Origin of the sequence: Bradyrhizobium sp. HKCCYLS20291 (assembly GCF_051167715.1) — a bacterium.
In the GTDB taxonomy this organism is placed as follows: Bacteria; Pseudomonadota; Alphaproteobacteria; order Rhizobiales; family Xanthobacteraceae; genus Bradyrhizobium.
In genome coordinates this window covers 61,244-76,447 of record NZ_JBNPTO010000006.1, presented here as the reverse complement: position 1 = coordinate 76,447, position 15,204 = coordinate 61,244, and the positions used below count along the sequence as shown (strand labels likewise).

11 protein-coding genes are annotated in these 15,204 nt (G+C 65.5%); 9 read left to right on the top strand and 2 right to left on the bottom strand.

Translation table 11 applies throughout. The annotated features are described in order from the left end of the window. Nucleotides 1–2: 2 nt before the first annotated feature. Nucleotides 3–2,687 carry a pyruvate dehydrogenase (acetyl-transferring), homodimeric type gene (gene aceE / locus ACQR07_RS15470; RefSeq protein ID WP_434903139.1) on the bottom strand — a complete coding sequence of 895 codons (2,685 nt, stop codon included), beginning with the start codon at nt 2,685–2,687 and terminating at the stop codon, nt 3–5. Between the two features lie 782 nt (nt 2,688–3,469). On the opposite strand from aceE, the gene ACQR07_RS15465 reads away from it, so the two are divergent. The 4 genes from ACQR07_RS15465 to ACQR07_RS15450 all read left to right on the top strand — a co-directional run bounded on the left by ACQR07_RS15465 (nt 3,470) and on the right by ACQR07_RS15450 (nt 8,272). Continuing rightward, nucleotides 3,470–4,621 carry a sugar ABC transporter substrate-binding protein gene (locus ACQR07_RS15465; RefSeq protein WP_434903138.1) on the top strand — a complete coding sequence of 384 codons (1,152 nt, stop codon included), beginning with the start codon at nt 3,470–3,472 and terminating at the stop codon, nt 4,619–4,621. Nucleotides 4,622–4,779: 158 nt separating this feature from the next. Beyond that, complete coding sequence (locus ACQR07_RS15460) at nt 4,780–6,321, top strand: sugar ABC transporter ATP-binding protein (protein ID WP_434903137.1); 1,542 nt, start codon at nt 4,780–4,782, stop codon at nt 6,319–6,321. Further along, complete coding sequence (locus ACQR07_RS15455; RefSeq protein ID WP_434869839.1) at nt 6,318–7,298, top strand: ABC transporter permease; 981 nt, start codon at nt 6,318–6,320, stop codon at nt 7,296–7,298. Before ACQR07_RS15460 ends, ACQR07_RS15455 begins: the two co-directional genes overlap by 4 nt. Further along, the gene (locus ACQR07_RS15450; protein WP_434903136.1) at nt 7,295–8,272 is read left to right on the top strand and encodes an ABC transporter permease; all 978 of its coding nucleotides are present in this window, start codon (nt 7,295–7,297) and stop codon (nt 8,270–8,272) included. The genes ACQR07_RS15455 and ACQR07_RS15450 overlap by 4 nt, the downstream gene beginning before the upstream one ends. 106 nt (nt 8,273–8,378) lie before the next feature. On the opposite strand, the gene ACQR07_RS15445 is transcribed toward ACQR07_RS15450, so the two are convergent. Next, complete coding sequence (locus ACQR07_RS15445; RefSeq protein WP_434903135.1) at nt 8,379–8,921, bottom strand: hypothetical protein; 543 nt, start codon at nt 8,919–8,921, stop codon at nt 8,379–8,381. A 100-nt stretch (nt 8,922–9,021) separates the two neighbouring features. On the opposite strand from ACQR07_RS15445, the gene ACQR07_RS15440 reads away from it, so the two are divergent. The 5 genes from ACQR07_RS15440 to ACQR07_RS15420 all read left to right on the top strand — a co-directional run bounded on the left by ACQR07_RS15440 (nt 9,022) and on the right by ACQR07_RS15420 (nt 15,203). Continuing rightward, the gene (locus ACQR07_RS15440; protein WP_434903134.1) at nt 9,022–9,219 is read left to right on the top strand and encodes a hypothetical protein; all 198 of its coding nucleotides are present in this window, start codon (nt 9,022–9,024) and stop codon (nt 9,217–9,219) included. A 1,079-nt stretch (nt 9,220–10,298) separates the two neighbouring features. After that, nucleotides 10,299–11,297, top strand: a complete 999-nt coding sequence (locus tag ACQR07_RS15435) for a LacI family DNA-binding transcriptional regulator (protein ID WP_434903133.1) — start codon at nt 10,299–10,301, stop codon at nt 11,295–11,297. 112 nt (nt 11,298–11,409) lie between these two features. Then, nucleotides 11,410–12,912, top strand: coding sequence for a sugar ABC transporter ATP-binding protein (locus ACQR07_RS15430; protein ID WP_434903132.1), 1,503 nt, complete (start codon nt 11,410–11,412; stop codon nt 12,910–12,912). Between the two features lie 49 nt (nt 12,913–12,961). Further along, nucleotides 12,962–14,014, top strand: a complete 1,053-nt coding sequence (locus tag ACQR07_RS15425) for an ABC transporter permease (protein ID WP_434903381.1) — start codon at nt 12,962–12,964, stop codon at nt 14,012–14,014. 88 nt (nt 14,015–14,102) lie between these two features. After that, the gene (locus ACQR07_RS15420; protein WP_434903131.1) at nt 14,103–15,203 is read left to right on the top strand and encodes an ABC transporter substrate-binding protein; all 1,101 of its coding nucleotides are present in this window, start codon (nt 14,103–14,105) and stop codon (nt 15,201–15,203) included. Nucleotide 15,204: the final 1 nt, after the last annotated feature.

The window sequence follows — 15,204 nt, the reverse complement described above, 5'->3', positions numbered from 1 at the left end:
GTCTAGAGGGTCCAGGGCGCAGCGCACCCGGTGTCGATCTGATATTTGGCGATCGCTTCCGCGACGATTTCCGGCTTGATGCGGCCGTCATCGGCCAGCGCCTTCAGCGCGGCCACCGCGACGTAGTGCCGATCGACCTCGAAGAAGCGCCGCAGCGCGACGCGATAGTCGCTGCGGCCGAAGCCGTCGGTGCCGAGCACGACGTAGCGCCGGCCGGCGGCGTGGACGTATTCGCGGATCTGGTCGGGATAGTTGCGCATGTAGTCGGTCGAGGCGATGACCGGGCCGGCGTGGCCATCGAGCTGCGCCTCGACCCAGCTCTTGCGGCGCGGCTCGGTCGGATGCAGCAGGTTCCAGCGCTCCGCCGCCATGCCGTCGCGGCGCAGCTCGTTGAAGCTGGTCGCGCTCCAGACGTCGGCGATGACGCCGAAATCGGCCTTCAGCAGCTCGGCCGCCGCGATCACCTCACGCAGGATCGTGCCCGAGCCCATCAGCTGGACACGCGGCGCCTCGGCGGCCTCGCCTGCGTTCTTGAGCAGATAAAGGCCCTTGAGGATGCCCTCCTCCGCGCCCGCGCCGGCTTCCGCCAGCGCCGGATGCGGGTAGTTCTCGTTCATCAGGGTGATGTAGTAGTAGACGTCCTCCTGCGCCTCGTACATACGGCGCATGCCTTCGCGGACGATGGTCACGACCTCATAGGCGAAGGTCGGATCGTACGACACGCAGTTCGGAACGGTGGCTGCGAGAATGTGGCTGTGGCCGTCCTCGTGCTGCAGGCCCTCGCCGTTCAGCGTCGTGCGCCCAGCGGTGCCGCCGAGCAGGAAGCCGCGGGCGCGCATGTCGCCGGCGAGCCAGGCGAGATCGCCGACGCGCTGCAGGCCGAACATCGAATAGTAGATGTAGAACGGGATCATCGGCACGTTGTTGGTGCTGTAGGAGGTCGCCGCGACGATCCAGCTCGACATCGCGCCGCCTTCGTTGATGCCCTCCTGCAGCACCTGCCCGGTCTTGTCCTCGCGGTAGTACATCAGCTGGTCGGCGTCCTGCGGACGGTAGAGCTGGCCGACCGAGGAGTAGATGCCGAGCTGGCGGAACATGCCCTCCATGCCGAAGGTGCGGGATTCGTCCGGCACGATCGGCACGATGTGCTTGCCGATCGCCTTGTCGCGCACCAGCGTGCCGAGCATCTGCACGAACGCCATGGTGGTCGAGATCTCGCGCTCGCCGGTGGCCTCGAGCAGCCGCTGGAACGTGGTCAGCGGCGGGATCGGCAGCGATGTTGATTTGCGCCGGCGCTGCGGCAGGCTGCCGCCGAGCCGCTCGCGCTGCGCATGGAAGTACGTCATCTCCGGGCTGTCGTCGGGCAGCCGGATGAACGGCACCTTGGCGAGATCCTCGTCGGCGACCGGAATCTGGAACCGGTCGCGGAAGCCGCGCAGCGCATCCTGGGTCATCTTCTTGGCCTGGTGCGCGATCATCTGGCCTTCGCCGGACTCGCCCATGCCGTAACCCTTCACAGTCTTCGGCAGGATGACGGTCGGCTGGCCCTTGTGGTTGACCGCCGCCGCATAGGCAGCGAACACCTTCTCCGGATCGTGGCCGCCGCGCGTGAGCTTCCAGATCTCGTCATCGCTCATGTCGGCGACGAGCTGCTTCAGCTCGTCATACTTGCCGAAGAAGTGCTCGCGGATATAGGCGCCGCTCTTGCTCTTGAAATCCTGATATTCGCCGTCGACGCACTCCTCCATGCGCTTCAGCAACAGGCCGGTCTTGTCCTTCTCGAGCAGGCGGTCCCAGCCCGAGCCCCAGAGCACCTTGATGACGTTCCAGCCGGCACCGCGGAACACGCTCTCCAGCTCCTGCACGATCTTGCCGTTGCCGCGGACCGGGCCGTCGAGCCGCTGCAGATTGCAGTTGATGACGAAGATCAGATTGTCGAGCTTCTCGCGTCCGGCGAGCGAGATCGCGCCGAGCGATTCCGGCTCGTCGGTCTCGCCGTCGCCCATGAACGCCCAGACCTTGCGGTTGGCGGTCTCGGCGAGCTTGTGGTTCTCGAGATATTTCAGGAAGCGCGCCTGGTAGATCGCGAGCAGCGGGCCGAGGCCCATCGACACCGTTGGAAACTGCCAGAAGTCCGGCATCAGCCAGGGATGCGGGTAGCTCGACAGACCCTTGCCGCCGGTCTCCTGGCGGAAGCTCAGGAGCTGCTCCTCGGTCAGCCGTCCCTCGAGGAAGGCCCGGGCATAGATGCCGGGCGAGCTGTGGCCCTGCACGAAAATGAGGTCGCCGCCATGCGTCTCGGTCGGCGCGTGCCAGAAATGGCCGAAGCCGATGTCGTAGAGCGTCGCCGCCGACTGGAAGCTCGCGATGTGACCGCCGAGCTCCGAGCTCTCCTTGTTGGCGCGCAGCACGATCGCGAGCGCGTTCCAGCGGATGATCGAGCGGAGCTTGTGCTCCATGGCGCGATCGCCCGGCAATGCCGGCTGCTGATGCACGGGGATGGTGTTGCAATAGGGCGTGGTCAAGGACTGGCCGACCGGCAGCCCGTCGCGGCGCGCCGCGTCGAGCACGGCCTTGACGATGAAGCGGGCGCGCTCGTCGCCGCGATGCAGCCGGATGGCCGACAGCGCTTCCAGCCATTCCTGGGTCTCCAGCGGATCCAGGTCGCGCGCATCTGCGATCGTCATTCACCTCTCCCTTGCATGCGATGCCGAACTCAAGCAGCAGAATCCGTGTCCGTCGGACGGGCCGAACGGCGCAGCGCTCCAGGCGAACTCACCTGTTGCCGTCAGATCCCGGATTGACTGCTGGATGGCATCTGAGCGTCCCCTCGGCTCGTTGTTGTGGAGCGACGGCTCCGTTGGACGAGCCTTGATCCGTTTTGCGAGCGTTACGTTTTGCGAGCCTTAAAGCAGCATCTGTGCCAGCTGCGACGAAAGCCGTCCAGATCTCCGCATCCCTGCGGTTTTCAGCTGAAACACCGCAGGATGCGACGGGGTGCTGCGGTTCGGTCTGGACGATCAATCCGACGGTCCGGAAATCCGGCCAGGGCGCAGTCCGAAATCCCGGACGACCAACCCGGACGACTCTTGGAGGGTGACGGCCGCGTTCCTGCAACCGCCAGGATTGAGCCTGCGCCACGTGCGATGCGTTCCGCCACCTGCCCCGTCGATCTTGACAGCGCTGACATCGGCGGGACACGCAACGTCCTCGCATGTGGCGCAGTGCTTTCGATCGCTGATCGTTGACCCCTGCTAATCGTTGACCCCTGCTATATGTGCAGTGTTCATCTGCCGCCGCTTTCCGCTGGGTCTCAAAAGCGGACCGACAGTAATTGACAGCGCTGTCATTGGTCAGTAACGCTGGCTCCGCTGAGACGACGAGCGACGCTCGAACAACCTCCGACAACAAGTGAGGCGTCTCGCATGTGCGTCAATTGTTGGCGCTGCAACAACAGGGGAGGTCACGAATGTCTTCCAAGTCGATTTCCAAGTCGATGAAGGCGCATTGCCTTGCTACGTGCGCATCGCTCGTGCTGCTGACGGCCTTTGCCGGCAAGGCGCTGGCCGAGCCCGAGGTGACCAAGGGTCCGGCGGCTGAGCCCGAGTGCATGGTGCCATGGACCGGCGACACCAAGTTCTTCAAGTTTCCCGCCAAGAAGGGCCCCTACCGCGTCGCACTCGCGAACGGCTACATCGCCAACACCTGGCGCATCCAGATGATCCAGACCGCGAAGGCCTATGCCGCGCAGCCCGAGGTCAAGGCGAAGCTGAAGGAATTCAAGGTCGTGTCAACCGGCGAGGACGTGCCGGCGCAGATCTCGGCGATCAACAATTTCATCGACTCCGGCTATGACGCGATCGTGGTCAACGCCCAGAACCCAACCGCGTTCGGTCCGGTGATCAAGCGCGCCAAGCAGGCCGGCGTGGTCCTCGTCGCCTTCGACAACATCCTCGCCACCGAGGACGCCATCAACGTCAACGTCGACCAGAAGGGCCTCGGCGAGCTCTGGGCGCGGTGGCTGATCAAGAACGTGCCCAATGGCGGCAAGGTGCTCGAGGTGCGCGGCGTCGCCGGAACATCGGTCGATACCGACCGGCATAACGGCCTGAATTCGGTGCTCAACGGCTCCGGCAAGAAGTGGCAGGTCACCGAGGTCGTCGGCAAGTGGGACGACGGCGTAGCCCAGAAGGCCACTGCCGACGCGATCGCAACCAACGGTCCGTTCGACGCGATCTCCGGCCAGGGTGGCGACACCGGCATCGTGCAGGCGATGCTCGACGCCAAGCACAAGATGGTGCCGTTCGGCGGCGAGACCGAGAACGGCTTCCGCAAGTTCTGCGCCGCCAAGGCGTCGGAAGGCCTGAAGTGCTCCTCGGCCGGCACCGGCCCCGCACAGGTCGCGGTCGCGATCAAGGTTGCGCTCGCCGCGCTCGAAGGCAAGGTCGTGCCGCAGTCGGTCAAGCTGCCGCTCGCCGTCGTCGAGGATCCCAACTTCAAGAAGGACGAGGACTACTTCCCGTCGCAGTCCGACAACTTCTTCGTCGGCAACGCCTTCCCCACCTGCGGCATCAACTTCACCGCGCAGGAAATCATGGGCCAATCGAAGGAAAACCAGTAGGCTCGCAACGCTCACCCCGGTCCGCCGCGGCCTGATGGCGCACGCGGCGGATCGGGCGTATCGTCCGGATCCGATCATTGCCTTGTGGACCCCGTGTCGACTGGTGAACCCGTTCGCCAAGGGGCATGTCCCGTTGCCGAACCGCTGAGGAAGCAGACATGAGCGCGGCCGAGCCGCTGTTTCGCGCCGAAGGCCTGTCCAAGCGCTATGGCGGCGTGATCGCTCTCGACCGCGCGGACCTCGAAGTCCATCCCGGCCGCATCCACGCCATTCTCGGCGAGAACGGCGCCGGCAAGTCGACCCTGATCAAGCTCATGGTGGGCGTGGTCGCGCCCGACGAAGGCCGCATGACGCTCGGCGGGCGCGAGGTCGCGTTCCGCAGCCCGTCTGCAGCCAATGATGCCGGCGTGGTCTGCATCTTCCAGGAGCTGTCGCTGATCCCCGATCTGTCGGTCGCCGACAACATCGTCATCAGCCATCCGCCGACGCGGCTCGGCATGATCGATCGGCGCGCCCAGCGCCGCATCGCCGAGGAAGCCCTGCACCGCGCCGGCGCCGGCGACATCCATCCGCGCGCGCTGGTGAAGGACCTGCCGCTGTCGCGGCGGCAGATGGTCGAGATTGCGAAAGCGCTGGCGCGGCAGCCGAAGATCCTGATCCTCGACGAGGCGACGTCGGCACTGACGGCGTCCGACGTCACCAAGGTGTTCGAGGTGCTCAAGCGGCTGCGCGCCGAAGGCCTCGCTTTGCTCTACATCTCCCACCGCATGCATGAGATCGCCGAACTCGCCGATGATTGCAGCGTGTTTCGCAACGGCCGCCGGATTTCGACTTTCGCCGCCGGCACCAAGACGGATGCTGAGGTCATCGAGCTGATGATCGGCCGCGAATACAAGCACGCATTCCCGGACAAGCCGGTGCGGCAGCCCGATGGCCGTCCGCCGGCGTTGCAATGCAAGGGACTCGGCTGGGGCGACCGGCTGAAGGACATTTCCTTCTCGTTGCATGCCGGCGAGATCATCGGACTCGGTGGGCTCGACGGCCAGGGCCAGCGCGAATTGCTGCTGGCGCTGTTCGGCGTGCTCAGGGACATCAGCGGCGACATCGTCATCGATGGCGACAAGGTCGCGATCGACAGCCCGGTCGCCGCCAAGTCGGATCGCATCGGCCTCGCCCTCATCCCCGAGGATCGCAAGACCGAGGGGCTGATGCTGCCGATGTCGGTGCGCGACAATCTGTCGGCGGCCGCGTTCGACCGCTTCGCGCGCTTCGGCATCATCGACCGGCAGCGGCAATCGGCGCTGATCGACGAGATGATCCGCCTGATCGAGATCAAGACCGCCTCCCCCGATCTTCCGGTCAGTGCGCTGTCCGGCGGCAACCAGCAGAAGGTGGTGATCGCGAAATGGCTGATGAACAAGCCGCGCATCATCCTGCTGAACGACCCGACGCGCGGCATCGACGTCGGCACCAAGCAGGAGATCTACCGGCTGCTGCGCCGGCTCGCCGACGAGGGCGCCGCGATCCTGTTGTATTCGACCGACTATGACGAGCTGATCGGCTGCTGCGACCGCGTGCTCGTGATGTATGATGGGGCGGTCAGGCGCGAGCTCGCCGGCGCCGACATCACCGAGCGCGCGCTGGTCAGCAGCGCCCTCAACGTCGACGACAGCGAACGAGCGGAAGCGAGTCTGGGATGACCGAGTGGCGGTACTGGCTCTCCGAGCAGCGCGGCACCCTGCTGGCGATCGGCATCTTCGTCGCGATGTTCCTGATCTATGCGACCAACCATCCGGCCGGCTTCAGCGCCAACATGGTGCAGACCGCGTCCAACAAGGCGACGCTGCTGGCATTCGTCGCGATGGCACAGGCCATCGTGGTGATCACCGCCGGCATCGATCTGTCGGTCGGCATGATCCTGACGCTGACCAACTGCCTCGCCTCGTGGATCGTGGTCGGCACCGCCACCGAGACCGCGCTCGGCGTCGCCGGCGTGCTCGGCACCGGCCTCGTCTGCGGCATGATCAACGGCGCGATCGTGATCTTCGGCCGCCTGCAGCCGATCGTGACCACGATCGCGACGGGCGCGATGTATTACGGCGTCGCGCTGTTTCTGCGCCCCAATCCCGGCGGCTCCGTCAACGAGACGCTGGCGGATGCCCTGACCGGGCGCCTGTTCGGCGTGCTGCCGACCAGCCTCGTGGCGCTGGCCGCGGCCGCGCTGCTGATCTGGGTGCCCTACAGCCGCTCGGTGATCGGCCGCGCCGCGTTCGCCACCGGCTCCTCCGAGGTCGCAGCCTACATGTCGGGCGCGCCGATCCGTGCCGCCAAGTTCGCGGCCTACACCCTGGCCGGGCTGTTGTCCGCGATCGGCGGCCTGTTCCTGACCTTCTTCTCCTATACCGGCGAGGCCGCCTATGCGAGCGGTAACGCCTATACGTTGTTCTCGATCGCGGCGGTGGTGCTCGGCGGCGTGTCGCTGATGGGCGGACGCGGCAGCGCGATCGGCGCCATCTTCGGCGCGCTCGCCTTCCGCACCATCGGCGATCTGCTGTTCGTGTTCGACTTCGATCCGTTGTGGCAGCCGCTGTTCCAGGGCATTGTCCTGATGCTCGCGGTCTCCATCGGCGCGTTCGGTCTGGTGCGCGTGCGCAATCGGCTGGAGTGGTTCGGATGAGCGAGGCAACCGCAACACCATCCGCTCCGCGCGGTGCCATGCTGCGCCGGATCGATCCGGCGGTCGCGGCGTCGTTCGGCTGCATCGTACTGCTCCTGCTGGTCGGCAGCCTATATTCGCGCAGCTTCCTGTCGCCCGAATATCTGCTGCAGCAGTTGAAGGTGGCGAGCTTCCTGGGTGTGATCGCCACCGGCATGATGCTGGTGATCCTGCTCGGCCAGATCGACCTGTCGGTGCCATGGGTGGTGACGTCGGGCGCGATGATGGCCTGCGCCGCCGCCGCGCACGGCACGACGGGGGCCATCCTTGCGATCCCCTTCGGCATTCTCTGCGGCGCCGCCATCGGCCTGCTGAACGGCATCGGCGTCGCCTATTTGCGCATTCCCTCGATGATCATCACGCTGGCGACCAACGCGGTGGCGCAGGGCCTGATGGTCGCCTACACCGGCGGCTTTTCACCGCAGGATTCCGCCTCCAAGGCGATGCGCTACCTTGCCACCGGCAATGCCGTGCCCGGCCTGCCGAATGCGGTGCTGGCCTGGGCGATCATCGGCGGCGCCGCGATCTGGCTGTTGTCGCGCACGACCTTCGGCCGCGCCATCTACGCCATCGGCAACCGCGAGCGCGCCGCCTATCTGTCCGGCATCGACACCCGCCGCGTCACCATGCTGGCGTTCGCGCTGTCGGGCGCCCTCGCCGCCTTCGGCGGCGTGCTGCTCGCCGGCTACGCCTCCAAGGCCGCGCAGTCGATGGGCGACGCCTATCTGCTGCCCTCCATCGCCGCGGTCGTACTCGGCGGCACCCACATCCTCGGCGGCCGCGGCAGCTATCTCGGCACCATCGCCGGCGTCATCCTGATCACGCTGCTGCAGTCCATCCTGTCGGTGATGCAGATCAGCGAAGCCGGCCGCCAGCTGATCTACGGCGCCGTCATCATCCTGATGCTGCTGATCTACGGCCGGCAGAAGGCGTAACGGGCATATTTGGGAACTGGTCGAGCTTCCGGCCTTTGACAACCGTCTCGCTCTAGTTCCTCGATCGCCCGTCTGCCTTGGGCCAGAAGCGGACCTGCTTCGGATATCAAGGCTGAGGCGATTCCGGACCAATGCCGGGGAGCCGGCACTGACGGACCCCGTACTCGTTATTCTCGCAATTTGCGGATTCATGAAGTGCAACATGTCTTGCGAAAAATTCTCTGGACCAGTCCCGCATGTCGGCCCTCTGGATTGCTTCCAACATGCCCCCGCGCTGAGGATCGGATCGAAGTGTGCCGAGAATTATTCCGCGCCCGACGCCAACGTGGGCGCAGCTATTGATGTGCACGAATATCTTGAGATGCCTGGTATCGATTGATCCCTTGATTACTCGATCCACTCGCGCTTTCATCAAGGTGATCGTTATAAACGTTCCGTCGTGCGCGTAGTCCACATCCGTTGCGTCGTATATGGTCGCTTCGATGACGACCGGTGCGTCGATGTCGGCCGGGACATGCTCGAAGAAGATGCTTCTAAACGCTGCTGGTGTACCCGGCATCGGACAGGCCTCTGCGCTGGGGCAAGCAGCGCAATAAGCAATCAAATAGACAGCCCATCGAGCAATATCGGCAATCCAAGTTTTGGTCATCTCGCGATGATGCCGAGTTTCCACGATGTCCGCAACGGGCCATCAGGGGACATTGCAGGTTTGGCCTGATACTGAAGGAGGCCGCCCACTGAGGCGGCCCTTGGAGAAGAAATACATGCGCATAATCGCAATTTGGGTTTTGGGCCTCGTCGGATGCTTCTTCCTCGGCAGCATTCTCGGGCTTCTGTGCAGCACCCTCTATCCGGAGCCGCGCCCTCTCATGCCCATGACGGTCATCTGGGGCTCGGTCGGCGCGATGTGCTTGTTTGCCAGCCTGCGGCTTTGGTTCGCAAAGTAGGTCACTGCGTATTTCAAACTAGGCCACTTCGATCGGAAACAGGCCAGTCCCAACTGGTCCATGAAAACAGAGCGACAACTTAAAACGAGAAGCGAACTGGGCCCGAATGTCCGTCTAGGGTCAGTAGGTGACATCAAACCCAAGGCAGAGCAAAGTGTGCCTCCGTTTGGGTGATCAAAGCTCTTGCATCGCTTTGACGATGCGCATGATCCCGGAATCAATATTCGCAATCTGCCTTTGAAGGCTCTCGACTGATGATTGTAGGTCCAAAACTGCAGCCACTGTGCCGCAGCTGGCACACTGAAGACCGAAAACCTCTCGCTGTTCTCCTACGGGCACGATACGGCCGCGCTCGAAGGCGTGCCCTTCACATTTAACGCATGTGGGAATAGCCAATTGAACCTGCCAAAAAATGGATCTTGAAGCGAAGGGGTCTCACACCTTTTGGCCGTTTGTCAAATTTGGAAGAAGGTCTGCAAAGGATCAAAAAGCAGAAGGTTCGCTGCTTGCGAGGGAAGGTCCGCTACGGATCATTTTTGACGGATTCAGTCGGCTTCGTCAGCCGGTTGACTTCCGCTTCTGCGCGTTAGATTCCCCACGCCCTCTCTCTCGAAAGGGCGGAACGACCTGCAGAGCTCGGACGCCGATGCGCCGCGAGATGGCGGTCACACATGCCCAAACGGACGCTGGTTCCAGAAGGACCCTCTTCCCTTCCAGATGGCCCCCGACCGCTTCTCTCTTACAATCACGACGTTCGGGCGCCGTTGCGACATTCTCCGCTGTCGTCCCTGCGAACGCAGGGACCCATACCGCGGACGCTCTCGGGGAAGCACGGCTTCCCAGCGAAGCCGGTGGTTATGGGTCCCTGCGTTCGCAGGGACGACGGCGGAATGTGGCGAGGGATCGTCCACCTCGCCGCCGGCCCATTCCCGATTGTTATCGATATCGTAAGCGATGTATCCTCCCGCTCCCGCCAGCTTCGGCCCGCCCGATCAGGCTGCGCGCAGCCAGGATGAAGACCGCACGAGATGAAACCGACCCGGCCGACGACCAGGATCCCCCCGAAGCGGCCAGCGACCATGGCGGAGGTGGCCGCGCGGGCCGGCGTGTCGGCGATGACCGTCTCCCGCGCGCTGAAGAGCGACGGCGCCGTCTCCGAGGACACGCGGCGCAGGATCCTCGCCGCCGTCGACGAGCTCGGCTATGTGCTCGACCTCTCGGCCGGCGCCTTGTCGTCGAAGCGGACCGGCTTCGTTGCCGTGCTGGTGCCCTCGATCAACAACTCCAACTTCTCCGACACCGCCCGCGGCATTACCGAGGTCGTCGAGAGCCAGGGCTTGCAGATGCTGCTCGGCACCACCGACTACGACATGGAGAAGGAGGAGCAGCTCGTCCAGGCGATGCTGACGCGCCGGCCCGACGGCATCATCGTCACCGACGGACGGCATACGCCGAAGGCGCGGCGGATGCTGCAATCGGCGGGCATCCCGGTCGTGGAAACCTGGGATTTGCCTGAAAATCCGATCGATCACGTGGTCGGCTTCTCCAATGCCGAGGCGTCACGCGCCCTCGTCCACCGACTCTATCAGAAGGGCTATCGCAACATCGGCTTCATCGGCGGCGCCAGCCGGCGCGACACCCGCGGCGCCGATCGAAGGCTCGGCTATGTCAGGGCCGTCGAGGAGCTCGGCCTGCCCGCGGGCCGCACGATCTCGTTCGGCAATCCGCCGATCTCGATGGAGCAAGGCGGCCAGGCGATCGTGCACCTGATCCAGCAATGGCCGGATGTCGACTGCGCGGTGTGCGTCTCCGACCTCTCCGCGTTCGGCGCGATCATGGAGTGCCACCGCCGCGGCTGGGCCGTCCCCGGCCGGATCGCGATCGCCGGTTTTGGCGATTTCGAGGTGTCGCGCTGGTCCTGGCCGCGGATCACCACCGTCGCGGTGGATTGCCGCAACATCGGCCTCGAGGCCGGCCGGATCCTGCTCGGCGCGCTCGACGATGTGCAGCGCCAGCGAACCTCGAGCCCTGCAACCTTGATCGTTCCGTTCGAGGTGATCGAGCGCGAAAGCACCTGACCTCCGATGGCTTGACAGCAACTGGACACCCGCTACGATGTTATCGATAACAAAGATCAAGCGGTTGCGGAATCACGCAGCCATCGGCGCGAGCCGGCCGGGAGGATGAGGGATGGCGTCGGGTGCTCTGCGCTTCGATGGGATCGTCAAGTCGTTCGGCGGCACCCGGGCGCTCAAGGGCGTCAGCTTCGACGTCGGCCGCGGCGAGATCGTCGCGCTGCTCGGCGAGAACGGCGCCGGCAAATCCACCCTGATCAAGGTGCTCGGCGGCATCCACCGCCCCGATGCCGGCGCGGTGACGATCGCGGGCAGCCCCTACCAGCATTCCCCCGGCGGCCGCAGCGGCGACCACCAACCCGTCGCCTTCATCCACCAGGATCTCGGGCTCATCGAATGGATGAGCGTCGCCGAGAATGTCGGCCTCGCCCAGGGCTTTCCACGCAAGCCTCCGTTCGGCCTGATCGACTGGCGTGGCGCCGAAGCGCGCGCGACCAAGGCGCTGGCGCTGGTCGGCTGTGACATCGATCCGTCGACGCGCGTCTCCAGCCTGTCGCGCACCGAGAAATCGCTGGTCGCGATCGCGCGCGCGCTGGTCGTCAATTGCGACTTCCTGGTGCTCGACGAGCCCACCGCCAGCCTGCCCGCCGACGAGGTCGAGCGGCTGTTCGCAGCGCTGCGGCGGCTGCGCGCACAGGGCGTCGGCATGATCTATGTGTCGCACCGCCTCGACGAGATCTTCCGCATTGCCGACCGCGTCGTCGTGCTGCGCGACGGCGAGCTGGTCGGCGAGACGGCGATCGCAGCGACCTCGCCGGAGGAGCTGGTGCGGCTGATCGTCGGCCGGCCACTGGTCGACATGTTCGAGAAGGCTGCCTCGCACACGGGCAAGACGCGCGTGACGGTGCGCAACCTCATCACGCCCAAGGCAGGCCCGGTGGATTTCGACGTCCGCGAGGGCGAGTTGCTCGGCCTCGTCGGCCTGCGTGGCGCCGGCCAGGAGGATGTCGGCCGCGCGCTGTTCGGCGCGGTGGCGCATCGCGGCGAGATCAGCATCGACGGCACGGCGCCCGATCTGTCCAGTCCGGTGGCGGCGATGGCCAGCGGCATCGGCCTCGTCGCGCGCGACCGGACCGAGGAGTCGATCGCCGCCTCACTGTCGATCCGCGAGAACGCATTCCTCAATCCCGGCGCCTGCGGCCGCGGCCTGTTCGACGTGCTCGCGCCGCGACGCGAGGCCGATGATGCGGTCCAGCTCGGCGCGCAGGTCGGGCTGCGGCCGAATGATCCGCATCTCGCGATCGAAGGCCTGTCGGGCGGCAATCAGCAGAAGGTCGTGGTCGGACGCTGGCTGGCGACGGGCCGCAAGCTGCTGGTCGCCGAGGATCCGACCGCCGGCGTCGATGTCGGCGCCAAGGCCGAGATCTACCGGCTGATCGCGCGCGCCATCACAGCTGGCCTCGCCGTCGTCGTGGTCTCCACTGATTTCGAAGAGGTCGCGCATATCTGCCACCGCGCCCTGGTGTTCAACCGCGGCCGGATCATTGCCGAGATTTCAGGGGCGGCGCTGACGACCGAAGCGCTGATCACCGCCGCTTCGGCGTCCGAGGCCGCGTAAGGAACAAGTCGAGCGGCGACGCAAGTCGGCCGGGAGGAACGTGATGGGAATGAACTCGATCGAGTCGAATGCGCTGGAGCCGACGCGCGCCGATCTCGCCGGCGCCTCGCTGCCGCAGAAGATCTCGCGGCTGCTGCCGGTCTACGGCCTGCCGATCATCACCGTCGCATTGATCGTGCTGTTCTCGATCCTGCTGCCCAACACCTTCCCCACCCTGCTGAACCTGCGCTCGATCGTCTCCGACAAGTCGATCATCGCGATGCTGTCGCTGGCGGCGATGATCCCGATGGCTGCCGGCAAGATCGACCTCACGGTCGGCTATGGCATCGTGCTCTGGCACATCCTCGTCATCAGCCTGCAGACCTCGCTCGGCCTGCCCTGGCCCGTCGCCGTCCTGATCGTCATCTGCCTCGGCGCCTTCACCGGTCTGCTCAACGGCCTGCTGGTCGAGGTCGCGCGCATCGACAGCTTCATCGCCACGCTCGGCACCGGCACAGTTCTCTATGCGCTGGCGCTGTGGCACACCGGCGGCCGCCAGGTCGTGGCGATGCTGCCGGAGGGTTTTCTCGCGCTCAACGGCCAGATGATCTTCGGCCTGCCGATCACCGGCTTCTACGTGCTCGCGCTGGCGCTCGCGATGTGGCTGGTGTTCGAATATCTGCCGCTCGGCCGCTACATCTACGCGATCGGCGCCAATCCGAAGACGGCGGCACTGAACGGCATTCCGGTGCAGCGCTTCACCGTCGGCGCCTTCATGACCTCGGGCGCGCTGACCGCCGTCACCGGCGTGCTGCTCGCCTCGAAGCTGCGCATCGGCCAGGCCAGCGTCGGCCTCGAATATCTGCTGCCGGCGCTGGTCGGCGCCTTCCTCGGCTCGACCACGATCAAGCCCGGCCGCGTCAATGTCTGGGGCACCATCATCGGCGTCGCCGTGCTCGCCGTCGGCATCGCCGGCATCCAGCAGTTCGGCGGCTCGTTCTGGGTCGAGCCGCTGTTCAACGGCGTCACCCTGCTCGCGGCGATCGGCATGGCCGGCTATGCCCAGCGCAAGCGAGGCGCGGTCGCCAAGCAGCCGATGGGAGCGCCCGAACCGAAGAATTGAGTTCACGGACTACGTGATCGGCGATGAGCCGGCCACGACAACAAGTCCGGTGACAAACCGGACCAGCATCACACCAGGGAGAACGTCCATGTTGCACGCCTTGCTACGAACCGGCGCCATCGCCGCCGGCCTCGCCTTCGGCCTGACGGCCGTCCATGCCGATCCGCTCGCGGACGCAAAAGCCTTCGTCGACAAATACGCCACCAAGGTCGACAAATGGGATGGCCCGACCACGGGTCCGAAGATCGCCAAGGGCAAGACCATCGTCGTGCTCGCGTCCGACATGAAGAACGGCGGCGTGCTCGGCGTCACCAAGGGCATCGAGGAAGCCGCCAAGGCCGCGGGCTGGACCGTGCGTACGCTCGACGGCGCCGGCTCGGTCTCCGGCCGCACCGCGGCGTTCGGCCAGGCGATGACCTTGAAGCCCGACGGCCTCGTGATCTGCGGTTTCGACGCCGTCGAGCAGAAGCCGGGCATGGAAGCGGCCAAGGCCGCGAAGATCCCGATGGTGTCCTGGCATGCCGCGCCGGTGATCGGCCCGGTCGCCGAGGCCGGCGTGTTCGCCAACGTCACGACTGACCCGATGGCCGTCTCCACCGCTGCCGCCAACTGGGCCTTCGTCGACGCCAACGGCAAGCCGGGCGTGATCATCTTCACCGATTCGACCTATGAGATCGCGATCGCCAAGGCCAAGAAGATGAAGGAGGTCATCGAGGGCCTCGGCGGCAAGGTGCTCGAATGGGTCGACACTCCGATCGCCGAGACCTCGACGCGCATGCCGCAGCTCACCACCTCGCTGCTGCAGAAGCACGGCGCCGCGTGGACGCATTCGCTCGCGATCAACGACCTCTATTATGACTTCATGACGCCCTCGCTCGCCGCCGCCGGCATCAAGGGCACCGGCGCGCCGGTCAACGTCGCCGCCGGCGACGGCTCCGAGAGCGCCTACCAGCGCATCCGCTCGGGCTCCTACCAGGCCGTCACGGTCGCCGAGCCGCTCAACCTGCAGGGCTGGCAGCTGGTCGACGAGCTGAACCGCGCCGTGGCCGGCGAGAAGTGGTCCGGCTACGTCTCGCCGCTGCACGTGGTAACCAAGGCCAATGTCGAGTTCGACGGCGGCCCGACCAACACGTTCGACCCCGGCAACGGCTATCGCAACGCCTACAAGAAGGTCTGGGGGCTGGAGTAAC

Excerpts from the sequence above, each read along its gene's own strand:
- ACQR07_RS15465 (WP_434903138.1), top strand. The coding sequence starts at position 3,470 with ATGTCTTCCAAGTCGATTTCCAAGTCGATGAAGGCGCATTGCCTTGCT.
- aceE (WP_434903139.1), bottom strand. The coding sequence starts at position 2,687 with ATGACGATCGCAGATGCGCGCGACCTGGATCCGCTGGAGACCCAGGAA.
- ACQR07_RS15445 (WP_434903135.1), bottom strand. The coding sequence starts at position 8,921 with ATGACCAAAACTTGGATTGCCGATATTGCTCGATGGGCTGTCTATTTG.
- ACQR07_RS15420 (WP_434903131.1), top strand. The coding sequence starts at position 14,103 with ATGTTGCACGCCTTGCTACGAACCGGCGCCATCGCCGCCGGCCTCGCC.
- ACQR07_RS15425 (WP_434903381.1), top strand. The coding sequence starts at position 12,962 with ATGAACTCGATCGAGTCGAATGCGCTGGAGCCGACGCGCGCCGATCTC.
- ACQR07_RS15435 (WP_434903133.1), top strand. The coding sequence starts at position 10,299 with ATGGCGGAGGTGGCCGCGCGGGCCGGCGTGTCGGCGATGACCGTCTCC.
- ACQR07_RS15460 (WP_434903137.1), top strand. The coding sequence starts at position 4,780 with ATGAGCGCGGCCGAGCCGCTGTTTCGCGCCGAAGGCCTGTCCAAGCGC.
- ACQR07_RS15430 (WP_434903132.1), top strand. The coding sequence starts at position 11,410 with ATGGCGTCGGGTGCTCTGCGCTTCGATGGGATCGTCAAGTCGTTCGGC.
- ACQR07_RS15450 (WP_434903136.1), top strand. The coding sequence starts at position 7,295 with ATGAGCGAGGCAACCGCAACACCATCCGCTCCGCGCGGTGCCATGCTG.
- ACQR07_RS15455 (WP_434869839.1), top strand. The coding sequence starts at position 6,318 with ATGACCGAGTGGCGGTACTGGCTCTCCGAGCAGCGCGGCACCCTGCTG.